A 25,564-nucleotide genomic window follows, 5' to 3' on the forward strand; every position below is an offset into this window, starting at 1 on the left:
TGAGGCTGTCGGACGGGCCCGTATCCCTTCGGGGGTGCGGGCCCGTTCCGCATTGAGAGGATCAGCGCGTGAGCGATGAGGTGGAGCCCGGATACGTACGGGTCAGGCTGGATCTGTCGTACGACGGCAAGGACTTCTCCGGCTGGGCCAAGCAGCCCAGCGGCCTGCGGACGGTCCAGGGGGAGATCGAGGACGCGCTGCGTACTGTGACGCGGTCCGCCACGACGTACGAACTGACCGTCGCGGGCCGCACGGACGCGGGCGTGCACGCGCGCGGGCAGGTCGCGCATGTCGATCTGCCGCTGGACGTGTGGGACGAGCACCGGGAGAAGCTGCTGAAGCGGCTGGCCGGGCGGCTCTCGCGCGATGTACGGGTCTGGAGTGTGGCCGAGGCGCCTGCCGGGTTCAACGCGCGCTTCTCGGCGGTCTGGCGGCGGTACGCGTACCGGGTGACCGACAACCCCGGCGGCGTGGACCCGTTGCTGCGCGGCCATGTGCTGTGGCACGACTGGCCGTTGGACGTGACGGCCATGAACGCCGCGGCGGCCGGGCTGGTCGGGGAGCACGACTTCGCGGCGTACTGCAAGAAGCGCGAGGGCGCCACGACGATTCGTACGCTGCAGACGCTGCGGTGGGAGCGGGACGAGGCCGGGATCATCACCGCGACCGTGCGGGCGGACGCCTTCTGCCACAACATGGTGCGTTCGCTGGTCGGTGCGCTGCTGTTCGTGGGCGACGGGCACCGGCCGGTGGAGTGGCCCGCGAAGGTGCTGGCCGCGGGCATACGGGACTCGGCCGTCCATGTCGTACGGCCGCACGGCCTCACGCTCGAGGAAGTCGGCTACCCCGCCGACGAGTTGCTGGCCGCCCGGAACCGGGAGGCCCGCAACAAGCGGACCTTGCCCGGTTCACTGCCCGGCGGGAGCGGTGGCTGCTGCTGAGGCCTGGGCCTCACCGCGGCGGACGATCTGACGGAAGGTGAACTCCGCCAGGTCGTCACCGATCTGGAAGGCCTTGGAGTCGCCCTTGGTGACGGACTTGGCCTTGGTGTAGCCGGTGATGGTGAAGTAGGCGTACCGGCCGTAGGAGTTGTACGTGGACCGGCAGACCGGGCCGCCCTTGCAGAACGCGGGGACGCCGGAGCCGGGCAGTGGCGCGACGCTGCCCCTGGCCTGCTGCACGGCCTTCTTGGCCTTCGCCTCGTTCTCGAAGGTGGCCACGCCGACGGTGACCGCGATGCCATTGGCGGTGTAGGTGGCGCGGAAGACCTGCTCGCAGCCGTTGTTCTCGAGGACCGGGCCGAGAGCGCCGCTGGTGACGGAGGCGCAGTTGCCGGTCCGGGCCGTGGCGCCCTTGGTGTAGGCGCGGTCGCCCATCGTCAGCTTCTTGCCCGGGAAGAGGGTGTCGGCGCTGAGCGGCGCGGTGTCCTTCTTCTTGTCGGAGATGAAGTCCTTCGGGTTCGGCGGGGGCAGTGGGGCCACCGAGGAGAAGGACGGCTCGGGCTGGGTGGTGTCGCTGGGCAGGTCGGGAGCCGCGGGCAGTTCGCTCGCGTTCTTGTCGCCGGCCCCGGCCTTGTCCTCATTGTTGGAGGAGACGATCGCGGTCGCCACGATGCCGGCGATCGCGGCGGTCGCGAGCGCGCCACCGCCGACCAGCAGCCACCGCCTGCGGCGGGCGCGGGTGGCGGAGGCGTCGGCGAGTGCGGCCCAGTCCGGTGTGTCCGCCGCCGCGCTCGCCCGCAGGCCGAACGGGTCCGGTGGGGCCGGAACGGGGTTGTACGGGTCCTGGAACTGCCCCCCGTACGGGTCCTGGCGCTGCCCTCCGTACGGGTCCTGGTTCTGTCCCCCGTACGGGTCCTGGTTCTGTCCACCGGGGCTCCACTGAGGTCCCCCCTGCCCAAAGCTCATGCCGCGCATCCTAAACCTGTTGGGCGGGAGCGGTGACGGCGGCGAGAATCGGAGCATGGGACATCTTGAGGCCGCGCATCTGGAGTACTACCTACCGGACGGACGGGTGCTCCTCGGCGACGCCTCGTTCCGGGTGGGGGAAGGCGCGGTGGTGGCCCTGGTAGGTGCCAATGGCGCCGGGAAGACGACCCTGCTGCGGCTGATGGCGGGGGAGCTGCAGCCGCACGGCGGGACGGTGTCGGTAAGCGGCGGACTCGGAGTGATGCGGCAGTTCGTCGGATCGGTGCGGGACGAGCGGACCGTACGGGATCTGCTGGTGTCGGTGGCCCAGCCGCGGATCAGGGAAGCGGCTTCCGAGGTGGACGCCGCGGAGCATCTGATCATGACGGTCGACGACGAGGCCGCGCAGATGAAGTACGCGCAGGCGCTGAGCGACTGGGCGGAGGCGCGGGGGTACGAGGCCGAGACCGTCTGGGACATGTGCACGATGGCGGCGCTGGGCGTCCCGTACGAGAAGGCGCAGTTCCGCGAGCTGAAGACGCTGAGCGGGGGCGAGCAGAAGCGGCTGGTGCTCGAGGCGCTGCTGCGGGGTCCTGACGAGGTGCTGCTGCTCGACGAACCGGACAACTATCTGGACGTGCCCGGCAAGCGGTGGCTGGAGGAGCGGCTGAAGGAGACCCGTAAGACGGTCCTCTTCGTCTCGCACGACCGGGAACTGCTGTCGCGGGCGGCGGAGCGGATCGTGAGTGTGGAGCCGAGTCCGGCGGGGTCGGACGTGTGGGTGCACGGTGGCGGTTTCGGTACGTACCACGAGGCCCGCAAGGAGCGGTTCGCCCGCTTCGAGGAGCTGAAGCGGCGCTGGGACGAGGAGCACGCGCGGCTGAAGGCGCTGGTGCTGCGGTTGCGGAACCAGGCGGCGATCAGCCCCGACATGGCGTCGCGCTACCGGGCGATGCAGACCCGCTTCAAGAAGTTCGAGGACGCGGGACCGCCGCCGGAGCCGCCGCGCGAGCAGGAGATCCGGATGAGGCTGCGGGGCGGGCGGACCGGGGTGCGGGCCCTGACCTGTGCCGGGCTTGAGCTTTCCGGGCTGATGAAGCCGTTCGACCTGGAGGTCTTCTACGGGGAGCGGGTGGCGGTGCTCGGCTCGAACGGCTCGGGCAAGTCGCACTTCCTGCGGCTGCTGGCGGGGGACGGTTCGGTGGCGCACGCGGGGGCGTGGAAGCTGGGCGCGCGGGTGGTGCCCGGGCACTTCGCCCAGACGCACGCCCATCCGGAGCTGCTGGGGCGGACGCTGGTCGACATCCTGTGGACGGAGCATGCGAAGGACAGGGGAGGGGCGATGTCGGTCCTGCGGCGGTACGAGCTGGAGCGGCAGGGGGACCTGCCCTTCGAAAAGCTGTCGGGCGGGCAGCAGGCGCGGTTCCAGATCCTGCTGCTGGAGCTGGCCGGCACGACGGCGCTGCTGCTGGACGAGCCGACGGACAACCTGGACCTCGAGTCGGCCGAGGCGCTGCAGGAGGGGCTGGAGGCGTACGAGGGGACGGTGCTGGCGGTCACGCACGACAGGTGGTTCGCGAAGTCTTTCGACCGGTATCTGGTGTTCGGGTCGGACGGGGTGGTGCGTGAGACGGCGGAGCCGGTGTGGGACGAGCGGCGGGTGGAGCGGGCGCGGTGACGTCGGGTGCGCCGGGGCCGGGGCGCGGTGCCCGGCGGACCGGGCGTACGGGTGCCCGGCACACCTGCCCACGCGTAATATGGGGTCCACGGGCCCCCGGCGGCATGGGGAATTTTGACCCGGGCGGGGGACCACGGGTATTCTTCTGGTTCGTTATGCGTATTGGCTTGTTCATTCTCACGTGAGAGGCCCTTACGCCGGTCCGCCGGGCCGATGACCAGCGGCAGGCACACGGGTTGCGTCCCCGAGGTGTCGCCATGGCTGTCGTGATCGTCCGGGTGGCCCTGTCAGGACCCACTCACTGAAGAAGCGAAGGCTACGACCGTGCGTACGTACAGCCCCAAGCCCGGCGATGTCACGCGCCAGTGGCACATCATCGACGCGCAGGACATTGTCCTGGGCCGTCTGGCGACTACGGCAGCGAACCTCCTCCGGGGCAAGCACAAGCCGATTTACGCCCCCCACATGGACATGGGCGACTTCGTCATCATCATCAACGCCGAGAAGGTTCACCTCTCCGGCAACAAGAAGACCCAGAAGATGGCGTACCGCCACTCCGGGTACCCGGGTGGTCTCCGCTCCGTCCGCTACGACGAGCTGCTTGCCAAGAGCCCGGAGAAGGCTGTGGAGAAGGCCATCAAGGGCATGATCCCCAAGAACACCCTGGGTCGTCAGATGCTCTCGAAGCTGAAGATCTACGCGGGCGACCAGCACCCGCACGCTGCGCAGCAGCCGGTCCCGTTCGAGATCACCCAGGTCGCGCAGTAGTTCCGGCCACCCCCTAAGACGTACAGAAAGATCTGAGGAGAATCGTGGCCGAGACCACTGCAGAGACCGCCGTCGAGGGCACCGAGGGCGAAGAGACCTTCGCCGAGGTGACCACCTTCGAGTCGGAGACCCCCGTCGAGGGCGAGTACACCAGCGAGTCGCTGGCGTCCCGCTTCGGCGACCCCCAGCCGGCTGCCGGCCTGGGCCGTCGCAAGAACGCCATCGCCCGCGTCCGGATCGTTCCGGGCACCGGCAAGTGGAAGATCAACGGTCGCACCCTTGAGGACTACTTCCCCAACAAGGTGCACCAGCAGGAAGTCAACGAGCCCTTCAAGGTGCTCGAGCTCGACAACCGCTACGACGTCATCGCCCGCATCTCGGGTGGCGGCGTCTCCGGCCAGGCCGGCGCCCTGCGCCTCGGCGTGGCCCGCTCGCTGAACGAGGCGGACGTGGACAACAACCGCGCCCCGCTGAAGAAGGCCGGCTTCCTCTGCCGTGACGACCGCGCGGTCGAGCGCAAGAAGGCCGGTCTCAAGAAGGCCCGTAAGGCACCGCAGTACAGCAAGCGCTAAATCGCACGCTGGCCTGTACGGCTTTTCGTTCGCCCCGGCGGCACTCCGTGCTGCCGGGGCGTTCGTTTATGGACCAGCTCGGGCGTATAACGGGCTATGCGCTCAGAGGCTTGCATTTTCGGAGCATTTTCGGAGGACAGCTGTGGGACGACTCTTCGGCACGGACGGTGTGCGCGGTGTCGCCAACGCGGATCTGACGGCTGAGCTCGCGCTCGGCCTGTCGGTCGCTGCGGCGCATGTGCTCGCCGAGGCGGGCACATTCGCGGGCCATCGGCCGACGGCGGTGGTCGGGCGTGACCCCCGTGCTTCGGGTGAGTTCCTGGAGGCCGCCGTCGTGGCGGGTCTCGCGAGCGCGGGCGTGGACGTCCTGCGCGTCGGTGTGCTGCCGACCCCTGCCGTGGCGTACCTCACCGGTGCGCTGGGCGCCGACCTCGGTGTGATGCTCTCCGCGAGCCACAACGCCATGCCGGACAACGGCATCAAGTTCTTCGCTCGCGGCGGGCACAAGCTGGCCGATGAGCTCGAGGACCGTATCGAGACCGTGTACGAGCAGCACCGCACCGGCGAGCCGTGGAAGCGGCCGACCGGCGCCGGTGTCGGTCGCGTGACCGACTACGACGAGGGCTTCGACAAGTACGTCGCGCATCTGATCGCCGTACTGCCGAACCGGCTCGACGGGCTGAAGGTCGTCCTCGACGAGGCGCACGGCGCGGCCTCCCGGGTCTCGCCCGAGGCGTTCGCGCGGGCCGGGGCCGAGGTCATCACGATCGGCGCCGAGCCGGACGGGCTCAACATCAACGACGGGTGCGGATCCACGCACCTCGGGCTGCTGAAGGCGGCCGTCCTCGAGCACGGCGCGGCCCTCGGCATCGCGCACGACGGCGACGCGGACCGCTGCCTCGCCGTGGACGGCGCCGGCGAGGAGGTCGACGGCGACCAGATCCTCGCCGTGCTGGCGCTCGCCATGCGCGAGGCCGGAACGCTGCGCGGGGACACCGTCGTCGCCACCGTCATGTCCAACCTCGGCTTCAAGCTGGCGATGGAGCGCGAGGGTGTGCAGCTGGTGCAGACCGCGGTCGGCGACCGGTACGTCCTGGAGTCGATGAAGGCCGAGGGGTACGCGCTGGGCGGCGAGCAGTCCGGTCACGTGATCGTGCTCGACCACGCGACGACCGGCGACGGCACGCTCACCGGCCTGATGCTGGCGGCCCGCGTCGCCGCGACGGGCCGTTCGCTGGCGGAGCTGGCAGCGGTCATGCAGCGGCTGCCGCAGGTGCTCATCAATGTGCCGGACGTCGACAGGTCGCGCGTCAAGACGTCCGCGGAGCTGGCGACGGCCGTCGCCGAGGCGGAGCACGAGCTGGGTGCCACCGGCCGCGTACTGCTGCGTCCGTCGGGCACGGAGCCGCTGGTACGCGTCATGGTCGAGGCCGCCGACATCGAGCAGGCCCGCTCGGTGGCCGGGCGCCTCGCCGACGTCGTCAAGTCCGCGCTGGGCTGACCTGCGAGTTGTTGGCCCGGGAAGTCGCCGGCCTGAGTAGTCGAAGTCGTCGATATGCCGCTCGGTCCCCACGGGGCCGCGCGGCATATCGCGTTCTACAGCAGTGACTTCGACGCCGCCCGCTGCCGCTGCCTGGCCCACAGATACTTCTGGAGCAGCAGCGTCAATGTCCCGGCCAGCACAATGCCCAGCAGATTCAGCAGCAGCTGCTCCGTCGAACCCCACGCCTGCTTGTACTGCTGGTAGCTGAACGCCACCGCAGCGTTCGCCGCCGCCGGGACCGTGGTGACCGAGATCGCCACGCCGACCAGCGCGCCCGATTTCGCCGACGTCAGCGACAGCATGCCCGCCGCGCCGGCCAGCACCGCGACGACGAACGAGAACCAGTCCGGGCGGTAGATGAAGTTCGTATTGGGGCGTTCCGCCTGCAGCTTGGCCGCCTCGAAGAGGTTCACCGAGTCCATGAAGAGGCTGAAGACCACCGTCACCAGGATCGCCACGGCGAAGCCCGCGACCAGTGCCAGGAAGGAGCGCCACGCCAGCCGCGGGGCGCGCTGGACCAGTGCCGTGCAGAAGCCGGCCAGCGGGCCGAACTCCGGGCCCACCGCCATCGCGCCCACGATCAGGATCGCGTTGTCCAGCACCACACCGCAGGCCGCGATCATCGTCGCCAGCGCCAGGAACGTGATGTACGTGAAGCTGAGCGTGGACTCCTCGTGTGTCGCGTCCACCAGGTGCTCCCAGAGCACCGCGTCCGCGCCCTCGCCCGGAGCCTCTGCCTCCGCCTTGTCCGCACGCCTGGACAGTGACAGCTCGATGTTCTCGACGGCGATCGAGCCGGAATCGTCGATGCCGAGCGCCCGCAGACCGTTGATCAGCTCGTCGCCCGCCTCTCGCGCCACATCGCACAGCACCAGGTCGCCCTGGGGATTGCGGGCGGCGCCGGGGACGACCGCGAGGTGTGTCGTGCCGACCGTCCGCTCGATGAGCCGGACGACTTCGTCGGTCCGGTCGGCGGGGGTGATCAGCCGCAGATGCAGCACGCGCTCGGCTCCTCGGAGTGCTCAGAGTTTGCGGAGGGACAGGCGCTGGACCTTGTGGTCGGGGCCCTTGCGCAGCACCAGGGTGGCGCGGCCGCGCGTCGGTGCCACATTTTCGAGCAGATTGGGCTTGTTGATGGTGCGCCACATCGTACGGGCGTAGTCCAGGGCCTCGTCCTCGGAGACCTGGGTGTACTTCCTGAAGTACGAGAAGGGGTTCTGGAACGCCGTCTCGCGCAGCTTGCGGAAGCGGTTGAGGTACCAGGTCTCGATGTCTTCGGGGCGCGCGTCGACGTACACGCTGAAGTCGAAGTAGTCGGCGAGGCCGACCCGGGTCCGGCCGTCCTGGCCGGGCAGGGCCGGCTGGAGGACATTGAGGCCCTCGACGATCAGGATGTCGGGGCGGCGGACCGTGAGGCGCTCGTCCGGCACGATGTCGTAGATCAGGTGGGAGTAGACCGGCGCGGTGACCTCCTCCTTGCCGGCCTTGATGTCGGCGACGAAGCGGGTCAGGGCCCGGCGGTCGTACGACTCGGGGAATCCTTTCCGCGACATCAGGCCGCGACGTTTGAGCTCCTCCATGGGATAGAGGAAGCCGTCGGTGGTGACCAGCTCGACGCGCGGGTGCTCCGGCCAGCGGGCCAGCATCGCCTGGAGGACACGGGCGACGGTGGACTTGCCTACCGCGACGGAGCCCGCGACTCCTATGACGAAGGGTGTGCCGCGCTGCTCGCCGTGGCCGTTGCCGGCGTCACCGAGGAAGGTGTTGAGTGCGCCGCGCAGACCGGCCGTGGCCTGTACGTACAGATTGAGCAGGCGGGACAGCGGGAGGTAGACGTCCCGTACCTCGTCCAGGTCGATGACATCGCCGAGTCCGCGCAGCTTTTCGACCTCCTCGGCGGTGAGGGGGAGCGGGGTTCTGTCGCGCAGGGCGCTCCATTCCGCGCGGGTGAGGTCGACATAAGGCGTCGACGCTTGTTCGGCCCGGCGGTGGGCGCTTCGTGGCGGCGAAGAGATCACCTGAACATTGTCGTGGCTCAGGCGGATGAGTGGGGGGTGGAGTCGGTCACGTGGGATGCGAGACATCGCGGAGGAAACCAGTCATCGAGTGTCGGTGCCATGACATAGCCCGCGTGCTCCGGCCGATCCCGCCAGGGAGCTCCCCGCCCTCACGGTGACGGCTTCCGCCAAAGGCACCCGGGGCACGAAGGTCACCGTCACCGGGAAGGTGGTGACGTCGAAGCGCTCCCGGCGAGCACGGCCCGCGCGGTCCCGGAATCCGGGTGTGCCGCCGTAGGCTGCCGACATGTGCGGAATCGTGGGGTACGTCGGCGGACAGTCGGCGCTTGATGTGGTCATCGCGGGCCTCAAGCGGCTCGAGTACCGGGGCTACGACTCGGCCGGTGTCGCGGTGCTCGCCGACGGCGGTCTCGCCGCGGCGAAGAAGGCGGGCAAGCTCGTCAATCTGGAGAAGGAGCTGGTGGACCGGCCGCTGCCGAGCGGCTTCACCGGTATCGGGCACACCCGGTGGGCCACGCACGGCGGGCCGACCGACGCCAATGCCCATCCTCATCTGGACAATGCGGGGCGCGTCGCCGTTGTGCACAACGGCATCATCGAGAACTTCGCCGCTCTGCGGGCCGAGTTGGAGACGCGCGGCCACGAGCTGAACTCGGAGACGGACACCGAGGTCGTGGCGCACCTGCTCGCCGAGTCGTTCTCGTCGTGCGGGGACCTGGCGGAGTCCATGCGTCAGGTGTCCCGGCAACTGGAGGGTGCCTTCACGCTGGTCGCGGTGCACGCGGACGAACCGGACGTGGTGGTGGGCGCCCGGCGCAACTCGCCGCTGGTGGTGGGAGTCGGGGAGGGTGAGTCTTTCCTCGCCTCCGATGTGGCCGCCTTCATCGCGCATACGCGGTCCGCCATCGAGCTGGGCCAGGACCAGGTGGTGGAGCTGCGCCGGGACAGTGTGACGGTGACGGACTTCGACGGGGCGCCCGCTCAGGTGCGGTCGTACCACGTGGACTGGGACGTCTCGGCGGCGGAGAAGGGGGGATACGACTACTTCATGCTCAAGGAGATCGCCGAGCAGCCGAAGGCGGTCGCCGACACCCTCCTCGGCCGGATCGACGCGGAAGGCTCGCTGAGCCTCGACGAGGTGCGGATTCCGGTTTCCGTGCTGCGGGAGGCCGACAAGGTCGTCATCGTCGCCTGCGGCACCGCCTTCCACGCCGCGATGATCGCCAAGTACGCCATCGAGCACTGGGCACGTATCCCCTGCGAGGTCGAGCTGGCGAGCGAGTTCCGCTACCGGGACCCGATTCTGGACCAGCGGACGCTGGTGATCGCGATCTCGCAGTCAGGCGAGACCATGGACACCCTGATGGCGCTGCGGCACGCGCGCGAGCAGGGCGCGAAGGTGCTGGCCATCTGCAATACGAACGGCTCGACGATCCCAAGGGAGTCGGACGCCGTGCTGTACACGCACGCGGGGCCCGAGGTCGCCGTCGCGTCCACCAAGGCGTTTCTGACGCAGCTGGTGGCCTGCTATCTGGTGGCGCTGTATCTGGGGCAGGTGCGCGGCACCAAGTGGGGTGACGAAATCCAGGCCGTTATCCGGGACTTGGCCCAGATCTCGGGCGAGGTCGAGCGGGTCCTTGAGACCATGGAGCCGGTGCGGGCGCTGGCGCGCTCGCTCGCGGACAAGAACACCGTGCTGTTCCTGGGGCGGCATGTGGGCTATCCGGTGGCGCTCGAGGGCGCGCTGAAACTCAAGGAGCTGGCGTACATGCACGCGGAGGGGTTCGCGGCGGGTGAGCTCAAGCACGGGCCGATCGCGCTGATCGAGGAGGATCTGCCGGTGGTGGTCGTCGTGCCGTCGCCGCGCGGGCGCTCCGTGCTGCACGACAAGATCGTCTCGAACATCCAGGAGATCCGGGCGCGCGGAGCGCGGACGATCGTGATCGCGGAGGAGGGGGACGAGTCGGTCGAGCCGTACGCGGACCATCTCATCCGTATCCCGGCGACCCCGACGCTGCTGCAGCCGCTGGTCGCGACCGTGCCGCTGCAGGTCTTCGCGTGCGAACTGGCGACGGCCCGCGGCAACGAGGTCGACCAGCCGAGGAACCTCGCCAAGTCGGTGACGGTGGAGTGATCATCGGGGTGGGGATCGACGTAGCCGAGATCGACCGCTTCGCCGCCTCGATGCGGCGTACGCCGGGGATGGCCGGACGGGTGTTCCTGGACCGGGAGTTGCTGCTGCCGAGCGGTGAACAGCGCGGTTACGCCTCCTTGGCGGCACGGTTCGCCGCCAAGGAGGCGGTCGCCAAGGCGCTCGGCGCGCCCGGCGGGCTGCACTGGACGGACGCCGAGGTGTACGTCGAGGACAGCGGGCAGCCGAGGCTGCGGGTGCGCGGGACGGTCGCGGCGCGGGCGGCGGAGCTCGGTGTGCGGTCGTGGCACGTCTCGCTGAGCCATGACGCGGGAGTGGCGTCGGCCGTGGTGATCGCGGAGGGTTGACCGTATGCGTACCGCTTACAGCGTGGAGACCGTACGGGCCGCCGAGTCGGAGCTGATGGCGCGGCTGCCGGAAGGCGCGCTCATGCAGCGCGCGGCTGCCGGACTGGCCGCCGCCTGCGCCGCTCTGCTGGGCCGGGTGTACGGGGCGCGGGTCGTCCTGCTCGTCGGGAGTGGGGACAACGGCGGCGACGCGCTGTACGCGGGGGCCCGGCTGGCCCGCCGCGGGGCCGGGGTCGCCGCGGTACTGCTGGGGTCGCGCGCACACGAGGGCGGCCTCGCGGCTCTGCTCGGTGCCGGCGGACGGGTCGCGGACGACCCCTTCGAGGTGCTGGCCGTCGCGGACCTGGTCATGGACGGCATCACCGGGATCGGTGGGCGCGGCGGGCTGCGTCCCGGCATGGTGCCGGTGGTGCGGGCCGCGCGCGGATCCAACGCCGTCGTGGTCGCCGTCGACCTGCCGAGCGGCGTCGATGCGGACACCGGGGAGGTGCGGGGCGAGGCCCTGCACGCGGATGCGACGGTGACCTTCGGTACGTACAAACCGGGGCTGCTCATCGACCCGGCGCGGGAGTACGCCGGGACGGTCCGGCTCGTCGGCATCGGGCTCGAGGACCGTCTGCCGTCCGTGCCCGATCTCGAGGCGCTCCAACACGAGGACGTGGCACGGCTGTTGCCGGTGCCGGCCGCGGAGAGCGACAAATACCGGCGGGGCGTCGTCGGCGTCGTCGCCGGGTCCGCGCGCTATCCGGGCGCGGCGGTCCTCTCAGTGGCGGGCGCGCTGCGCGGCGGGTCCGGGGCCGTGCGGTACGTCGGGCCCGCGGCCGACGCGGTGATCGCCCGCTTCCCGGAGACCCTGGTGCACAGAGGACCGCCCGCGAAGGCGGGACGGGTGCAGGCGTGGGTCGTCGGGCCGGGGATCGGTGACGGGGCCGACGTGGTGGGTGAGGTCCTGGACTCCGACGTTCCCGTGCTGGTCGACGCGGACGGGCTGCGGCTGCTGGACGCGGCGGCGGTACGGGACCGCGAGGCTCCCACGCTGCTGACCCCGCACGCCGGGGAGGCGGCCGCGCTGCTCGGCGTACCGCGCGAGGAGGTGGAGTCGGCGCGGCTGGCCTCCGTACGGGAGCTGGCCGCGCGTTTTGGTGCGACGGTGCTGCTCAAGGGCTCGACGACACTGGTCGCCGCGCCGGACAACGGCCGCTCCCCGGTCCGGGTCAATCCGATGGGCACGCCATGGCTGGCCACGGCGGGCAGCGGCGATGTGCTCTCCGGCCTCGCGGGCTCGCTGCTGGCCGCTGGGCTCGACGCGCGGGACGCGGGGTCCGCCGCCGCGTATCTGCACGGGCTCGCGGCGCGCAACGCGGCGTCCCACGGCGTGCCGATCACGGCGTACGAGGTGGCGGCGACGCTCCCGGCCGCCTGGCGCGACGTCCACGACTGCGCGCGGGTGTGGTCTGCGGGCGTGGTGTGGGGCGCGCCGGTGTGACGCGCCGGTGTGACGCACCGGTCTGACACGCCTGTGTGACGCAGCCGCCGTTTGTCGCGCCCCTGGTTGTACGAGTGTTGTCGTACGGCTCTGAGACACTGGGCGCGATGAGCACGACACCGCCTTTCCGAGCCCGCGCCGAGATCGACCTCGCGGCCCTGCGCGCCAATGTGCGCGCGCTGCGCGCCCGCGCGCCCCGTGCTGCCCTGATGGCCGTGGTGAAGTCGGACGCGTACGGACACGGCATGGTGCCCTGCGCCAGGGCGGCGCAGGAGGCCGGTGCCACCTGGCTCGGCACCGCCACGCCCCATGAGGCCCTCGCGTTGCGCGCCGCCGGCATCCGAGGGCGGGTGATGTGCTGGCTGTGGACGCCGGGCGACCCCTGGCGCGAAGGCATCGAGGCCGATCTCGACATGTCGGTGAGCGGCCTGTGGGCGTTGCGCGAAGTCACCGCCGCGGCCCGGGAGGCCGGGCGCACGGCCCGTATCCAGCTCAAGGCCGACACCGGCCTCGGCCGCAACGGCTGTCAGCCCGCCGACTGGCCCGAGCTGGTCGCGGCGGCCCTCGCCGCCGAGGCCGAGGGCACCGTCAAGGTCACCGGCCTGTGGTCGCACTTCGCCTGCGCCGACGAGCCGGGGCACCCCTCGATCGCCGCGCAGCTGGATGTCTTCCGCGAGGTGGTCGAGTACGCCGAGAAGGCGGGCATCGAGCCCGAGGTCCGGCACATGGCCAACTCCCCGGCGACTCTGACCCTCCCGGAAGCGCACTTCGATCTCGTACGGACCGGCATCGCGATGTACGGCGTCTCGCCCAGCCCCGAGCTGGGCACGCCCGCCGACTTCGGGCTGCGGCCCGTGATGACGCTCGCCGCGTCCGTGGCGCTGGTCAAGCAGGTCCCGGCGGGGCACGGCGTCAGCTACGGGCATCACTACGTCACGGGGGGCGAGACGATCCTCGGCCTGATTCCCCTCGGCTACGCGGACGGCATTCCGCGCCATGCCTCGGGCCGCGGCCCGGTGCTGGTCGGCGGCGAGTGGCGCCGGGTGGCGGGCCGGGTGGCGATGGACCAGTTCGTGGTCGACCTCGGCCGGGACGGCGGTGCGGTCGCGGAAGGCGCGGAAGCGCTGCTGTTCGGACCGGGTGAGCGGGGCGAGCCGACTGCCGAGGACTGGGCCCAGGCGGCGGACACCATCGCATACGAGATCGTCACTCGCATCGGAACGAGGGTTCCGCGCGTCTATCTGAACGAGGACTCCGACGAGTAGGAGCGGCACGGTGAGCGAGACCAGTACGGGGGACGCCGTGGCGGCCGCGGCGACGGCTGCCACGACGGGCAACTGGCGCCGGGCGGGCATCGCCGGCGCCGCGATAGGTGTGATCGCGGCCGGTGCGGCGGCGGGCGTGGCGATCGAGCGGATGACGGTCGGCCGCGGGATGCGCCAGAAGGCACGGCTGGCGCTCGACGCGTCCGGGCCGTACGGCTCACTGCGCGGCCTGCCGGGAAAGGCGCCCGCCGACGACGGCACCGAGCTCTACTACGAGGCCGACGAGGTGGACCCGGAGGCGGGCGGCCAGCGCCGCCGCCGGCTCTTCGGCCGCAAGGCGCCGGCGCCGGTCACCGTGATCTTCAGCCACGGCTACTGTCTGAGCCAGGACTCCTGGCACTTCCAGCGGGCCGCGCTGCGCGGTCTGGTGCGTACGGTGCACTGGGACCAGCGCAGCCACGGGCGTTCGGCCCGCGGCGCGGCGCAGGCCGGCCCCGACGGTATGCCGGTCTCCATCGACCAGCTGGGCCGCGACCTCAAGGCGGTCATCGACGCGGCCGCGCCCGAGGGTCCGCTGGTACTGGTGGGCCACTCCATGGGCGGCATGACGATCATGGCGCTGGCCGAACAGTTCCCTGAGCTGGTACGGGAGCGGGTTGTCGGCGTCGCCTTCGTCGGCACCTCGTGCGGAAACCTCGGCGAGGTCAACTACGGGCTGCCGGTCGCCGGCGTGAACGCGGTACGACGGGTGCTCCCCGGGGTGCTCAAGGCACTCGGCTCGCAGGCCGAACTGGTCGAGCGGGGCCGCCGGGCCACCGCCGATCTCTTCGCCGGCCTCATCAAGCGGTACTCCTTCTCGTCCAAGGACGTGGACCCGGCCGTGGCGCGGTTCGCGGAGCGGCTCATCGAGTCGACCCCGATCGATGTGGTCGCGGAGTTCTATCCGGCGTTCGTGGAGCACGACAAGGCCGAGTCGCTCCTCATCTTCCTGGAGGTGCCGGTACTCGTCCTGGCCGGTGACAAGGACCTGGTCACGCCGAGCTCGCACAGCGAGGCGATCGCGGACCTGCTGCCGGACTCGGAACTGGTGATCGTGCCGGACGGTGGGCATCTGGTGATGCTCGAGCACCCGGAGGTCGTCACGGACCGGCTTGCGGACCTGTTGGTCCGGGTCGGGGCGGTTCCGGCAGCGGCTAACGTTGGCCCGTATGGAAGCACCGCACGGCCCGGCGGCTGAAACCACCGCCGCCACCACCACCGCCAACCCCACCCCCACCACCGCCCGCCTCGCCGTCGAATCTCCCGAGCAGATGCAGGAGCTGGGGCGCAGACTCGCGAAACTGCTGCGCCCCGGCGATCTGGTGATGCTCACCGGTGAGCTCGGCGCGGGCAAGACGACGCTGACCCGCGGCCTGGGGGAGGGTCTCGGGGTCCGCGGCGCCGTCACGTCCCCGACCTTCGTCATCTCGCGCGTCCACCCCTCGCTGACCGGCGGCCCGGCCCTGGTCCATGTGGACGCGTACCGGCTGGGTGGCGGCCTCGACGAGATGGAGGACCTCGATCTCGATGTCTCGCTGCCGGAGTCGGTGGTGGTCGTGGAGTGGGGCGACGGCAAGGTCGAGGAGCTCACGGAGGACCGGCTGCGTGTGCTGATCCACCGGGTGGTGGGCGACACGGACGACGACCGCCGCGAGGTCACCCTGACCGGGTTCGGCGCGCGCTGGGCCCGGGTGGATCTGGCACTCCTGGCCGGCTGACGCGCCTCCGGGCTGAGCCCGAAAGGTTGGTTATTCCGACAAGACGTCGGCAAAGTGTTGCGCGGGCCGTGCCGGGCGTGGTCACATGGTACGGAGACCTGGTTAGGTCTACCTAACCACGCTTGCTCCCGGAGCCCCAGGAGGCGTCCATGACGGCATCCGAGCACGGATCGCAGCCACGGCAGCAGTCGGCACGGCCGACGACGCTGAAGCCGTCGGCCCTGTCGATGAGTGATCTGCTGGCGTCGTGCGCGGCAGCCAGCGCGGTCTCCACACCGCCCCGCGAGGAACACCTCGCCGAGGAGCCTGTAACGCGACGCGACGCCGCGTAATTCAGACGCCGCGTAATTCATACGGGCGATATTTCGGCAGGGCCGCGAGAGCCGCGGGACGACCGGCCGCGCGACTTCGGATGCTGTGCGAGTCGCGGCAGCCGTGCGAGCCGCGGGAGCTACAGAACGACGACGACCTTCGTGCCGATCGCCGCGAACGCCCACAGCGCGTCGCCGTCCGCCCGCTTCATCCGTACCCCACCGGTCTTCTTCTCCGGGTCCGGGCTGGCCATCGACCCGTCCCGCGCCGCGCTGAAACCGATCGGCACCTTGCCGACGCTCGCGAACCGCACCACATGTTCGATCGGGACCCCGTCCGAGCCCGGCACGGTCCCGGACCGCGACTTCACCGTGTACTTCCCGGGCCGCGGGCTCACCGTCGACGGCATGACCTGGAAGGTCCGCCTCAGCTGTGCCCTCTCGCCCACCAGCCACACCCGCCGGTCGCCCAGCGAGTACACGACGCGCTCACCGATGCCCGACTTCGCGGGCACCGTCAGCGGGTTCCCGGGCTTGTGCTTGGGGCCGCCGGAGGCCTGCGCGGACGGGGCCACGCTCGCGCTGCTCGACGTGCCCGGACGGGCGGGGGCGGTCGCCGACGCCTGGTAGGCGAGGAAGCCGACGACGGCCAGAGCGGCCGCTGTGAGCCCGGCCACCAGTCCCGAGCTGCTCCGTGCCACCCTGCCGCCCACCTTTCGTACGTACGTATCCGTGGTGACGGTAGCAGCAGGCGCCCTGTCCGACGGGGCACCGTGCCCGGTCTCCGGAGCCGTAGGCTGTTTGCGTGCTCCTGCTCGCCGTTGATACCGCCACGCCCGCCGTCACCGCCGCCCTCCACGACGGCAGTTCCGTCGTCGCCGAGTCCAGTCGCGTCGACGCGCGCCGGCACGGGGAGCTGCTGCTGCCCGCCGTCGACCGCGTCCTCGCCGAGGCCGGGGTGAAACTCGACGCCGTCACCGGTCTGGTGGTCGGGGTCGGACCCGGCCCGTACACCGGGCTGCGCGTCGGCCTGGTCACCGCCACGACCTTCGCCTCGGCGCTCGGCGTGCCGGTGCACGGGCTGTGCACGCTGGACGGGCTGGCGTACGCGTCGGGCCTCGACGAGCCCTTTGTCGTTGCGACGGACGCGCGGCGCAAGGAGGTCTACTGGGCGCGGTACGACTCCTCCCGCGAGCGAGTGGGCGACCCCGCCGTCGACCGGCCCGCCGATATCGCGGAGCGGGTCGCTGGCCTGCCCGCCGTCGGCGCCGGTGCGCTGCTCTACCCCGACACCTTTCCGGACGCGCGCGGGCCCGAACTTGTCTCGGCCGGAGCGCTCGCCGCGCTGGCCGCCGAGAAGCTGGCCGCCGCCGAGGAGTTCCTGCCGCCGCTGCCGCTGTATCTGCGCCGGCCCGACGCACAGGTGCCCAAGAACTACAAGGTGGTCACGCCGAAGTGACCGCACGAGCGACCGCTGCGCTGCGCGAAATGCGCTGGTGGGACCTGGAGCCGGTGCTCGCGCTCGAGCATGCGCTCTTTCCCGAGGACGCCTGGTCGCCGGGGATGTTCTGGTCCGAGCTCGCGCATGCGCGCGGCCCGCAGGCCACCCGCCGCTACGTGGTCGCCGAGGAGGACGGGGAGATCGTCGGGTACGCCGGGCTGGCCGCGGCCGGCGGTCTCGCGGACGTACAGACCATCGCCGTCGCCCGCGGCCAGTGGGGCACGGGCCTCGGCTCCCGGCTCCTCACCGACCTGCTGCAGCACGCCACCGCCTTCGAGTGCGACGAGGTGCTCCTCGAAGTCCGTGTGGACAACACCAGGGCCCAGAAGCTGTACGAGCGCTTCGGCTTCGAGCCCATCGGATTCCGCCGCGGCTACTACCAGCCCGGCAATGTCGACGCCCTCGTCATGCGACTCCACGTACAAGGAACAGAGACTCACTGATGGCTGGACTGACTGATGGCTGACGAACCTCTCGTACTCGGCATCGAGACCTCCTGCGACGAGACCGGGGTCGGCATCGTCCGCGGTACGACCCTGCTCGCGGACGCCGTCGCATCGAGTGTGGACGCGCACGCCCGCTTCGGCGGTGTGGTCCCGGAGATCGCCTCGCGCGCGCACCTCGAGGCGATGGTGCCCACCGTGGAGCGCGCGCTGAAGGAGGCGGGCGTCTCGGCGCGCGACCTCGACGGCATCGCGGTGACGGCCGGCCCCGGCCTGGCGGGCGCGCTGCTGGTCGGAGTCTCGGCGGCGAAGGCGTACGCGTACGCGCTGAACAAGCCGCTGTACGGGGTGAACCACCTTGCCTCACACATCTGCGTCGACCAGCTGGAGCACGGCCCGCTGCCCGAGCCGACGATGGCGCTGCTGGTATCCGGCGGGCACTCCTCGCTGCTGCTCGCGCCGGACATCACCAGCGATGTACGGCCCATGGGCGCGACGATCGACGACGCGGCGGGCGAGGCCTTCGACAAGATCGCGCGGGTGCTGAACCTCGGCTTCCCCGGCGGTCCGGTGATCGACCGTCTGGCGAAGGAGGGCGACCCGGCCGCGATCGCTTTCCCGCGCGGACTGTCCGGCTCGCGCGACCCGGCGTACGACTTCTCCTTCTCGGGGCTCAAGACCTCGGTGGCACGCTGGATCGAGGCCAGGCGGGCGGCCGGCGAGGAGGTGCCGGTACGGGATGTGGCGGCCTCGTTCCAGGAGGCGGTCGTCGATGTGCTGACCCGCAAGGCGGTGCGCGCCTGCAAGGACCAGGGTGTGGACCACCTGATGATCGGCGGAGGTGTGGCCGCCAACTCCCGGCTGCGGGCGCTGGCCCTGGAGCGGTGCGAGCGGGCGGGGATCCGGCTGCGGGTGCCGCGGCCGGGGCTGTGCACGGACAACGGCGCGATGGTGGCCGCGCTGGGGGCGGAGATGGTGGCGCGCAACCGGCCCGCCTCGGACTGGGAGCTGTCGGCGGACTCTTCGCTGCCGGTGACGGAGCCGCATGTGCCGGGACAGACGCACACGCATGACCATGTGCACGAGATCAGCAAGGACAACCTCTACTCATGACGGTCGGGCACTCATGACAGTCGCGCTGATGTGGGAGGCCCGGGCGGTTCAGGGCCGGGGCGCGGAGCTGCTCGAATGGGCACGGGCCCAGGAGCTGGCGCACGAGCCGCTGCGCCGGGAGACCTTCCGCGCCGCGCAGGACAGGGTCCTCGTCCTCACCTGGTGGGACGTGGCCGACACGGGCGCGGCACTGCCCGAACTGCCGGAGCCCGAAGCCGATTTGATCACGCGGCCGGTGCACCGGTGGCGCTTCGAATCGCTGGGCCTCGGTTGACCGGGAGGGATGTCCGGTCCCGCTGCCGTGCCGACGGGCACTGCGTACCGATGGCCGCGCCGGAAATCTCCCGGAAGAATTCCGGGGAGTGTGTCGATCCCGCGGCCTCCCGTTCGACGCAGGGGTGAGAGGCGGGGAACGGCCCCGCTCCCCCGACCCGAGGAGTCACCATGCCGCGCTATCTGACCATGGTCCGCGTCAACGAGAACGAGATGCCCGCCGAGGGCCCCAGCGCCGAGCTGATGGAGCGGATGGGGAAGCTGATCGAGGAGATGACCAAGGCGGGTGTCCTGCTCGACACCAACGGGCTCACCCCGACCTCGCAGGGCACCCGCGTCACCTGGTCCGGCGGGAAGCTGACCGTCACCGACGGGCCCTTCACCGAGAGCAAGGAAGTCGTCGGCGGTTACGCCATCCTGCAGGCCAAGGACAAGGCCGAGGCCATCGAGTGGACCAAGCGCTTCCTGGAGATCCACGAGGAGCACTGGAACGTCACCTCCGAGGTCCGCGAGATCGCCGAGGGCTGACCGCCGCCCTCCGCGAGATCGCCGGGGGCTGACCGCCGCCCTCCGCGAGATCGCCGGGGGCTGACCGCCGCCCTCCGCGAGATCGCCGGGGGCTGACCGCCGCCCTCCGCTTGCCCGCCCACCTCCCTGCTGCTCTGATGGGTGGCCGTGACGGCAGCAAGTGCGGTGGAAGCGGTATTCAGGATCGAGTCGGCGCGGATCATCGCCGGTGTCACTCGCATCGTGAGGGACGTGGGCCTCGCCGAGGAACTCGCGCAGGACGCTCTGGTCGCCGCGCTGGAGCAGTGGCCGGAGTCAGGTGTGCCGGACAGACCGGGCGCCTGGCTCATGGCCACGGCCAAGCACCGGGCGATCGATCTCGTACGCCGCAAGGAGACGTACGCCCGCAAGCTGGCGGAGGTCGGACGGGCCCTGGAGGACGTGGAGCCGCCGACCGAGCCGTCGGGACCCGACGACATCGACGACGACCTGCTGCGGCTGATCTTTACCGCCTGCCATCCCGTGCTGTCGACGGACGCACGGATCGCCCTCACTCTGAAACTCCTCGGCGGGCTGACCACCGAGGAGATCGCCCGCGCCTTCCTGGCCACGGAGCCGACGGTCGCGCAGCGCATCGTCCGGGCCAAACGCACTCTGGCCAAGACGGGTGTCCCCTTCGAGGTCCCGTACGGCCCCGAGCGCGCCGAACGCCTTTCGTCGGTCCTGGAAGTCATCTACCTCGTCTTCAACGAGGGCTACTCGGCGACCGCGGGCGACGACTGGCAGCGCCCGGCGCTCTGCGAGGACGCGCTGCGGCTCGCCCGGGTGCTGGCCGGCCTTGTGCCCAAGGAGCCCGAAGTCCAGGGCCTGGTCGCACTGTTGGAGATCCAGGCCTCGCGCACGGCCGCCAGGACGGGCCTGGACGGCGCGCCGGTGCTGCTCGCCGACCAGAACCGGTCCCGCTGGAACCAGCTGCTGATCCGGCGCGGTTTCGCGGCGCTGGCACGGGCGAACGTGGCGGCGGGCGGTGCCCCCGGTCCGTACGCGCTGCAGGCCGCGATCGCTGCCTGCCACGCACAGGCGGTGCGTTACGAGGAGACGGACTGGTCCACGATCGCCGTCCTGTACGGCCGACTCGCCGCGCTCACCCCGTCCCCCGTGGTGGAGCTGAACCGTGCGGTCGCCGTCTCGATGGCGGACGGCCCGGAGGCGGGGCTGGAGTTGGTGGACGCGCTCGCCGCGGAGCCCGCGCTGAAGGAGTACCACTTGCTGCCGAGCGTGCGCGGCGACCTGCTGGCGCGCCTCGGCCGGCCGGCGGAGGCGCGGGCCGAGTTCGAGCGGGCGGCGTCGCTGACGCGCAACGCACGGGAGAGGGATCTGCTGCTGAAGCGAACGGCGGAGGCGTCCTCAGAAGCCTGAGCGTCGGGAGCCCGGTTGAGGTTCCGCTGTTGCGTCGCCCATTCGGATGCCAGTTCGGATGCCCGTTCGGTCTCGCCCGCGGGCCTTCCCGCCGACCGGGTCCACAATCGCGTGGCAGGCCGTACCACGAACGCAGGAATTCGTCGACTGACCAGGCGATAGGCTCGCACGCATGTCCCGACGTACGTTGCCGCCCCCGCCGCCGCCAGAAGACATACGGGCGTGGCCCGACCGCGAGTCATTGCTCGCCGACCGGGCCAGGGCAATGGGCGAGTTGAGCCGGCTGAGTATCGGTGTGCCCCGACTGCTGCTGCTATGGCTGACGGCGGCAGGCTTCGCGGCGGGGTGGGGCCTGATCGGCGCGGCGCTGAAGACATTCCAGGAGAGCATCGACCTTCTTTCGTACATGACCGTCGCGGTTTTCGTCGGGCTCGGCCTGGCGGGCATGCTGCCGACGGGGCTGGTGATCGGGTTCGGGATCCGGCGCGACAAGGTCGTACGCGAACGCCTGGCCCAGTGGTCGTCGTTGGCATGCGACCCGGCCCGAGACGTCCGCTTCCGCTCACCCGGCGAGAGCCTGTTCTGGCTGGTGCCGTCGTTCCTGCTGTGCGCGCTGGGGCTGTGGCTCTCGTTCGCGGTCCCGGCAACGGCGGAGCGCGGCCGGGAGACATACGCCGAAGTCACCATGTTGGTGGGCTTTGGCTTCATTCTCTGGTTGACAGGGCTGCTCGGCGTCGCGAAGGCGGTGAGCCACTACCGCTGGGCGGTACGGCTGCTGGCGGGCGTGCCGTCGGCAGCGCGTGGCGAGGGCGCGCACCGCTGAACCTGGCGGGCAGCCGGGCCTACCAGCCGGAAGAGCGGGCCGTCGTCAGCCGAGCCGCCCGGCGACCTCGGTCAGCCAGACCCTGGGGGCGTAGGGAGGATCTACCTCCATGCCCAGCTCGGCCACGGCGAGGACGTAGTCGGATTCGTTCAGGGGGAGCGCCAGAAGCTCGTGCAGTTCGCCCGTGAGCTGGGCGATCAGGCCGGAGTCGGTGGTGTCGAGGTAGTCCTGGAGCGCGGCGTCGTGGCTCTCGAACTCGTCCGGCATGTCCTGGGAGAACCAGCCACCGAGCAGCTGTCCGAGCTCGGGGAAACGGGCGTGCCACTCCCAGTGGGTCTGCGGGGTGGCGGGCGGCGGGGCCTCGCCGGTCTCGACGCTGTGCTTGAGGTGGTCGGCGAGCTGCTTCAGCCATGCCTGCGTCGCGGAGTCGGGCAGCCCGACATCGGGTACGGGATAGAACTCGCCCAGACGGAGCCGCAGTCGGCCCGGCGGATTGTTGGCGTACTCGCGCAGCTGGTGCTCGGCGACGGCGATCGCCCAGGGGCGCGTGCGCCAGGTGTGCCGTAGATATGCGTCGAGCGCGGCGGAGCGCTTCTCGGGATCGTCGTCAGCCGGCTGGCCCAGATACGCGCGGATGACCTGGTCCAACTCGCCATACTTGCGGTCGTGTTCGAGCGGCTTCAGGGACACGGATGCCTCTAGAGGTAGATCGGGAAGGTGGCGTGCACGGTGAAGCCGTGCGGGCTCGCGGAGTCGCGCTTGAGGATCACGCGTGCGGCACATACGTCGATGGCGTCGCGTCCGGCGAGCATCATCGCCTGCAGCAGGACACGCCCGGTCGGCTCGGACCGGGACGGCCAGGAGGCCTCGATGGTCAGGCGCTGCCGGGTCGACTGGGCGAGCCAGCGGTGGATGACCTGCTCATTGCGGGTCACCACCTGCTGAGTGCACCACTGGGAGGTCTCCCGGTCGGGGTAGGAGGAGCTGCGGGTTCGCATGGTCAACTGCCTATCGAGAGGGGCGATGCGTCAATCGTCAGTGCGGCTGGGCCATATGCGCCGCAGCCAGCCGGATGATGTCCTCAAGGACCGGACGAGATGCCCAGGAGATCTCACCGCGCACCGCGTGCGTGAGTTCCTCGTCGCTCGGGAAGAGCATCAAAAGCTCTTGAACTTCCCCTGCCAGCAACGGGATTACGTCGAGGCAGTGGGAAGGGTGTTCGCTCTCCACGCCCGCAGTGATCGCCTCTTCGTCGGTCGTGTACTCTCCGGGCGCGATCCAGCTCAGTCCAAAATCAATGGTCCTGGGAAACCTGACCCGGATTTCCAGGGACCCCAGCGGGAGTTCGCGGACCGACGGAATGGCCTGCCGGTCGAAGGGCCGGATCAGCTCGGCCAGCACGCGCAGATACTCGGAGCCTGCCGTGTCTCCGGCGGCTTGGTTCAGCTTCTGACGGAAACGTTCCGGGATTGTCTCCGGGGCGGCGGTGCTCACCTTTTCAGCCGTGAGCTCAAGCAGCGCGGCCACCGCGTTGAGCGGCATCACCCAGTCGGCCTGGGCGGAGTTCCGTACCGTACGGCAGAACCGTACGACGTCGTCTTCCAGTGTGGACCCGTCGGTGAAATCGAGAAGCCGCAGAATGGGGCCATCTTCGAAGAGATCGCCGAAGTCGAATGCCATTCCGTGTCCTTACTGGGGAGGTGCCTGGTCGGTCGGCATGGATGTCAGCACGACGTACGGGGGATGCCCGCCCGGCACCGGCTTCAAGGTCACGATGACATTGTAGGCATCGTGTGCCGACGAGTCGCCGCGGTCCCAGGTGCGACCCGTCGGGTCGTTGAAGGTGAGTCCGACGTTCCGCTTGGAGGACTCCCCGGGGTTGCCGTTGAGCCAATTCTGGATCCTGCGCTCATTGTCCGGGTCGTCCATAACAGCCTGAGTCAGTTTCTGTGCGGACTCGAGGTCGTCGAAGGACGATGCCGCCTTCGGCCGAATGTCGCCATTCCTGATCATTTGCTGGTCGCGCAGTCGCTGTTCGAGCTGCTCGTCCGTCTTCCCGACGTGCTTGTCGATGACGTGACTGTTGCCGATGCCCTCTTGATTGGCCAGGTCGATGGGGTACTTGTGGTTGCTCTCGTCATCGCCGGGCACGGTGTAGAGCTGGCTCTTCTTGAAATCGTTCAGGGCGCGGGCCCCGAATGCCTCGGCCCGCGCGGACTCGGCCCGGAAAGTGGGCGCGCTCAGGAATGCCTCGTCCAGTGCGGGCAGCAACTTGTTGAGCTCGGGCACCTGCCGCTGGACCCGGTTGTTGTACGCCTCGACCGCAGCGTTCAGTGCCTCTTCGTCGATCTCCAGGACAATGCCGCCGGCGAGGCTCCTGCCCATTTTGCCGATGCCCTTGAGGACGCTCTTCACGTCCTTGATGCCGATGCCGTCCTTGGTGTCGACGTGCGGCAGCGCGTCGCGCACGGCGCGCCAGTAGATGTCGTGCAGGTCGCTGCGGACATCCTCGGCCGCCCTGGCGTAGGCCATGACGGCATCGCTGACGCCGTCGCATGTGTCGATGAGCACGCTGAAGATCGGGTGGCTCATCCCGGTGTTGCCGGCCTTGTCGTGCGACCAGACGTGGCCCTCGCGGGACTTTCCCCAGTCGGTCGTACCCCATATGGAGCTGCAGAAGGTACGCATCGCGGTGTACCACTCGGTGTTGGACTGGTTCGTGATGCCCGTGAGCGCCGAGGTGAGGTTTCCGTCCACCGAGCCGGCGGAGATGCCGGGAAGCAGCCATGCCTTTGAAATGGAGTCCAGTCGGTGGTGATTGGGCAGCGGCAGGATCTCGGCCGCCTTGCCGAATCGGCAGGCGTGCTCCAGCAGCGGCCGCATGATCGCCAGCACGCCCGCCTCCAGCCCTTCAAGGGCCTTTTCCCAGACGTCCTGGCCCTCATCCATATCGGCCCACTTGAGGTCGGTCACCGACCGGTATGCGGGAAGTTTGTCGATGACTGTGGGAGGGGCTTGGTGGGTGGGCGTTGCGGTGCCGGACGGATGAGTTGCGGCATCGGCTGCCGCATAGTTGTTGGCCGTCGTCGTGAAACCCACCGCGGCGCCGCCCACGCTGAGGACGGACCGGGCCCATACCTCCAGGAAGCGGTTGCCGACCTTCCGGTAGGCGGTCGAGAAGGCCCAGGCGGCGGTGCCGTAGCCGCCGCCGTCCGGGTATCGCTCCAACTCGTCGAGGAAGCTGTTGGCGCCCTTGTGCAGGGTCTCCTGCTGGAAGGCCACGTTGCCCGACACTCCGTACAGCTGGGTCGGTGTGACGTCGATGGTGCCGTTCTGGGACGGCGCGGCCGGAGTGCCCATCAGGCGGCTCCCCAGCCGCGGAGGACGGCGCGGTGTGCGGAGCCGTAATTGGCCTGCCCGGTCGTGACGACTTCGTGGAGCCAGGCCTGGGCGGCCTGGAGGTCCCGCATGTCCCGGTCCCACCGGTCGAGTTCGTCGACGAAGGCGTCGCGCGCTTCGCCCTCCCAGCTCAGGACCACCTTCTCGGTGCGGTCGTAGAGAGTCTCGAGCTTGTCGTTGAGCTTCTTGAGGATGTCCTCCAGGTCCCCGGCGAGCTCGCGCAGGGTCGCGAAGTTGACGCCTATGTGGTCGTCAGCCATGTGTTGTTCCCCGTTGTGTGTG

The 25,564-nt window shown here is 70.2% G+C and carries 28 protein-coding genes; 19 read left to right on the forward strand and 9 right to left on the reverse strand.

What is annotated here, in order from left to right; translation table 11 throughout:
* Positions 1–68: 68 nt before the first annotated feature.
* Entirely contained in the window at positions 69–941 is an 873-nt protein-coding gene (gene truA / locus OG966_RS24445; RefSeq protein WP_326651956.1) for a tRNA pseudouridine(38-40) synthase TruA, read from the forward strand.
* Here the strand turns inward: truA and OG966_RS24450 are convergent.
* On the reverse strand, positions 909–1,907 hold the full coding sequence (locus tag OG966_RS24450; RefSeq protein ID WP_326651957.1) for a hypothetical protein: 999 nt from the start codon (positions 1,905–1,907) through the stop codon (positions 909–911). The two genes, truA and OG966_RS24450, sit on opposite strands and share 33 nt — an antisense overlap.
* 55 nt (positions 1,908–1,962) lie before the next feature.
* On the opposite strand from OG966_RS24450, the gene OG966_RS24455 reads away from it, so the two are divergent.
* From OG966_RS24455 to glmM, 4 genes are all read left to right on the forward strand, one after another.
* Positions 1,963–3,585, forward strand: coding sequence for an ABC-F family ATP-binding cassette domain-containing protein (locus OG966_RS24455; RefSeq protein ID WP_326651958.1), 1,623 nt, complete (start codon positions 1,963–1,965; stop codon positions 3,583–3,585).
* Positions 3,586–3,909: 324 nt separating this feature from the next.
* Complete coding sequence (rplM, locus tag OG966_RS24460) at positions 3,910–4,353, forward strand: 50S ribosomal protein L13 (RefSeq protein ID WP_108151540.1); 444 nt, start codon at positions 3,910–3,912, stop codon at positions 4,351–4,353.
* 44 nt (positions 4,354–4,397) lie between these two features.
* A complete protein-coding gene (gene rpsI, locus OG966_RS24465) occupies positions 4,398–4,925 on the forward strand; it encodes a 30S ribosomal protein S9 (protein ID WP_108151542.1) in 528 nt (175 codons plus the stop codon).
* 142 nt (positions 4,926–5,067) lie between these two features.
* Positions 5,068–6,426, forward strand: a complete 1,359-nt coding sequence (gene glmM, locus OG966_RS24470) for a phosphoglucosamine mutase (RefSeq protein WP_326651959.1) — start codon at positions 5,068–5,070, stop codon at positions 6,424–6,426.
* Between the two features lie 95 nt (positions 6,427–6,521).
* Here the strand turns inward: glmM and OG966_RS24475 are convergent, their stop codons facing one another.
* Both OG966_RS24475 and coaA read right to left on the reverse strand, forming a co-directional pair.
* Positions 6,522–7,469, reverse strand: a complete 948-nt coding sequence (locus tag OG966_RS24475) for a DUF389 domain-containing protein (protein WP_326651960.1) — start codon at positions 7,467–7,469, stop codon at positions 6,522–6,524.
* 21 nt (positions 7,470–7,490) lie between these two features.
* Entirely contained in the window at positions 7,491–8,486 is a 996-nt protein-coding gene (coaA, locus tag OG966_RS24480; RefSeq protein WP_326651961.1) for a type I pantothenate kinase, read from the reverse strand.
* Positions 8,487–8,772: 286 nt separating this feature from the next.
* Here coaA and glmS point away from each other — a divergent pair, with 286 nt between their 5' ends.
* From glmS to OG966_RS24515, 7 genes are all read left to right on the forward strand, one after another.
* Positions 8,773–10,620 (forward strand): glutamine--fructose-6-phosphate transaminase (isomerizing), encoded by a 1,848-nt coding sequence (gene glmS / locus OG966_RS24485; protein ID WP_326651963.1) that lies wholly within the window; start codon positions 8,773–8,775, stop codon positions 10,618–10,620.
* On the forward strand, positions 10,617–10,985 hold the full coding sequence (locus tag OG966_RS24490; RefSeq protein WP_326651965.1) for a holo-ACP synthase: 369 nt from the start codon (positions 10,617–10,619) through the stop codon (positions 10,983–10,985). The genes glmS and OG966_RS24490 overlap by 4 nt, the downstream gene beginning before the upstream one ends.
* Positions 10,986–10,989: 4 nt before the next feature.
* Positions 10,990–12,471: an NAD(P)H-hydrate dehydratase gene (locus OG966_RS24495; RefSeq protein ID WP_326651967.1), complete on the forward strand. Its 1,482-nt coding sequence runs from the start codon at positions 10,990–10,992 to the stop codon at positions 12,469–12,471.
* A gap of 107 nt (positions 12,472–12,578) precedes the next feature.
* Positions 12,579–13,736 carry an alanine racemase gene (alr, locus tag OG966_RS24500; RefSeq protein ID WP_326651969.1) on the forward strand — a complete coding sequence of 386 codons (1,158 nt, stop codon included), beginning with the start codon at positions 12,579–12,581 and terminating at the stop codon, positions 13,734–13,736.
* 10 nt (positions 13,737–13,746) lie between these two features.
* Entirely contained in the window at positions 13,747–14,973 is a 1,227-nt protein-coding gene (locus OG966_RS24505) for an alpha/beta fold hydrolase (RefSeq protein WP_326651971.1), read from the forward strand.
* Positions 14,945–15,493 carry a tRNA (adenosine(37)-N6)-threonylcarbamoyltransferase complex ATPase subunit type 1 TsaE gene (gene tsaE / locus OG966_RS24510; RefSeq protein ID WP_326651973.1) on the forward strand — a complete coding sequence of 183 codons (549 nt, stop codon included), beginning with the start codon at positions 14,945–14,947 and terminating at the stop codon, positions 15,491–15,493. The genes OG966_RS24505 and tsaE overlap by 29 nt, the downstream gene beginning before the upstream one ends.
* Before the next feature lie 149 nt (positions 15,494–15,642).
* Positions 15,643–15,825 (forward strand): hypothetical protein, encoded by a 183-nt coding sequence (locus tag OG966_RS24515; RefSeq protein ID WP_326651975.1) that lies wholly within the window; start codon positions 15,643–15,645, stop codon positions 15,823–15,825.
* Between the two features lie 119 nt (positions 15,826–15,944).
* Here the strand turns inward: OG966_RS24515 and OG966_RS24520 are convergent, their stop codons facing one another.
* Positions 15,945–16,505, reverse strand: coding sequence for a L,D-transpeptidase (locus OG966_RS24520; RefSeq protein WP_326651977.1), 561 nt, complete (start codon positions 16,503–16,505; stop codon positions 15,945–15,947).
* A gap of 104 nt (positions 16,506–16,609) precedes the next feature.
* Here OG966_RS24520 and tsaB point away from each other — a divergent pair, with 104 nt between their 5' ends.
* The 7 genes from tsaB (at position 16,610) to OG966_RS24555 (ending at position 21,883) form a co-directional block, all read left to right on the forward strand.
* The gene (gene tsaB / locus OG966_RS24525) at positions 16,610–17,263 is read left to right on the forward strand and encodes a tRNA (adenosine(37)-N6)-threonylcarbamoyltransferase complex dimerization subunit type 1 TsaB (RefSeq protein WP_326651978.1); all 654 of its coding nucleotides are present in this window, start codon (positions 16,610–16,612) and stop codon (positions 17,261–17,263) included.
* Positions 17,264–17,292: 29 nt separating this feature from the next.
* Positions 17,293–17,748: a ribosomal protein S18-alanine N-acetyltransferase gene (rimI, locus tag OG966_RS24530; RefSeq protein ID WP_326655346.1), complete on the forward strand. Its 456-nt coding sequence runs from the start codon at positions 17,293–17,295 to the stop codon at positions 17,746–17,748.
* A 15-nt stretch (positions 17,749–17,763) separates the two neighbouring features.
* On the forward strand, positions 17,764–18,861 hold the full coding sequence (gene tsaD, locus OG966_RS24535) for a tRNA (adenosine(37)-N6)-threonylcarbamoyltransferase complex transferase subunit TsaD (protein ID WP_326651980.1): 1,098 nt from the start codon (positions 17,764–17,766) through the stop codon (positions 18,859–18,861).
* Between the two features lie 13 nt (positions 18,862–18,874).
* Entirely contained in the window at positions 18,875–19,135 is a 261-nt protein-coding gene (locus OG966_RS24540; RefSeq protein WP_326651982.1) for a hypothetical protein, read from the forward strand.
* Between the two features lie 170 nt (positions 19,136–19,305).
* A complete protein-coding gene (locus tag OG966_RS24545; RefSeq protein ID WP_326651983.1) occupies positions 19,306–19,662 on the forward strand; it encodes a YciI family protein in 357 nt (118 codons plus the stop codon).
* 147 nt (positions 19,663–19,809) lie between these two features.
* Positions 19,810–21,060, forward strand: a complete 1,251-nt coding sequence (locus OG966_RS24550; protein WP_326651984.1) for an RNA polymerase sigma factor — start codon at positions 19,810–19,812, stop codon at positions 21,058–21,060.
* A 172-nt stretch (positions 21,061–21,232) separates the two neighbouring features.
* Positions 21,233–21,883 carry a hypothetical protein gene (locus OG966_RS24555; RefSeq protein WP_326651986.1) on the forward strand — a complete coding sequence of 217 codons (651 nt, stop codon included), beginning with the start codon at positions 21,233–21,235 and terminating at the stop codon, positions 21,881–21,883.
* A 45-nt stretch (positions 21,884–21,928) separates the two neighbouring features.
* Here the strand turns inward: OG966_RS24555 and OG966_RS24560 are convergent, their stop codons facing one another.
* The 5 genes from OG966_RS24560 to OG966_RS24580 are packed head-to-tail and all read right to left on the reverse strand — an operon-like array spanning position 21,929 to position 25,542.
* Positions 21,929–22,573 (reverse strand): contact-dependent growth inhibition system immunity protein, encoded by a 645-nt coding sequence (locus OG966_RS24560; protein ID WP_326651988.1) that lies wholly within the window; start codon positions 22,571–22,573, stop codon positions 21,929–21,931.
* An 8-nt stretch (positions 22,574–22,581) separates the two neighbouring features.
* Complete coding sequence (locus OG966_RS24565; RefSeq protein WP_326651989.1) at positions 22,582–22,881, reverse strand: RNase A-like domain-containing protein; 300 nt, start codon at positions 22,879–22,881, stop codon at positions 22,582–22,584.
* 37 nt (positions 22,882–22,918) lie between these two features.
* Positions 22,919–23,563 carry a hypothetical protein gene (locus tag OG966_RS24570; protein ID WP_326651990.1) on the reverse strand — a complete coding sequence of 215 codons (645 nt, stop codon included), beginning with the start codon at positions 23,561–23,563 and terminating at the stop codon, positions 22,919–22,921.
* A 9-nt stretch (positions 23,564–23,572) separates the two neighbouring features.
* Positions 23,573–25,243, reverse strand: a complete 1,671-nt coding sequence (locus OG966_RS24575) for an RNase A-like domain-containing protein (protein WP_326651991.1) — start codon at positions 25,241–25,243, stop codon at positions 23,573–23,575.
* A complete protein-coding gene (locus OG966_RS24580; protein ID WP_326651992.1) occupies positions 25,243–25,542 on the reverse strand; it encodes a WXG100 family type VII secretion target in 300 nt (99 codons plus the stop codon). The genes OG966_RS24575 and OG966_RS24580 overlap by 1 nt, the downstream gene beginning before the upstream one ends.
* Between the last annotated feature and the right edge of the window lie 22 nt (positions 25,543–25,564).

Origin of the sequence: Streptomyces sp. NBC_01750 (assembly GCF_035918095.1) — a bacterium.
Lineage (GTDB): Bacteria > Actinomycetota > Actinomycetes > Streptomycetales > Streptomycetaceae > Streptomyces.